The 651-nt window shown below is 51.2% G+C and carries 1 protein-coding gene; it reads right to left on the bottom strand.

From position 1 onward, the window contains the following. Positions 1-282: asparaginase domain-containing protein (locus tag ACTHUR_RS15025; RefSeq protein WP_440399407.1), on the bottom strand; the 282-nt coding region annotated here is incomplete at its 3' end. Positions 283-651 lie beyond the last annotated feature (369 nt).

Here is a 651-nt window from a genome sequence, read left to right as displayed (position 1 = left end):
GAGGTTGGCGGTGTACGCCATGCTGTCCGTGCCGTGCAGTATCAGGATGCCGTCGCAGGAAGGCAGTTTGGCGGCGATGATGTCCAGCCAGTCGCGCCAGTGTTGCAGCGTGACGGATGAGGAGTCAATCAACGGATTGCAGACGTGCCACTCGAAGTCGAGGTCGTCTGAAAAAGGGGAAAGGGCTTGGCTGACAAGCGCGGTATCGGGGCGCAGGCCTTCGCTGCTTTGGGTCATGCCTATGGTGCCGCCTGTGTAGAGGACGAAGATTTTTTGTTTCATGGACATCATCGGGTCGTCTGAAAATAATGATGCGGCTTATTTAACTATATTTCGGACAGGCTGGCAATTTGGCGGCGCGGACGGTTTTCAGACGCCCTTAAAATGAAAAAGCACCCAAGGGCTGTCGATATTTAATTTTCCAAGTAGATTTTTATTCACGAAGCGTGAGACTCAGGACAGAAGCCGCAACAAGGTCAGAGATCTTGCGAGAATTTCCAACGCAGAAGATACCGCTTTGGATAAAAAACACGGAAACTATTGAATATCGGCAGACTTTTCAGGGTGCTTGATTTTATTGTTCGCTTTGCGCGGCTTTTTTGGCTGCCTTGGCGGCTTTACGCTCCGCCCGCTTTTCGCTCAATTTGGTAC

The sequence above is a fragment of the Neisseria sp. P0021.S007 genome (genome assembly GCF_051956855.1).
This window is presented reverse-complemented; position numbering and strand designations above follow the sequence as displayed.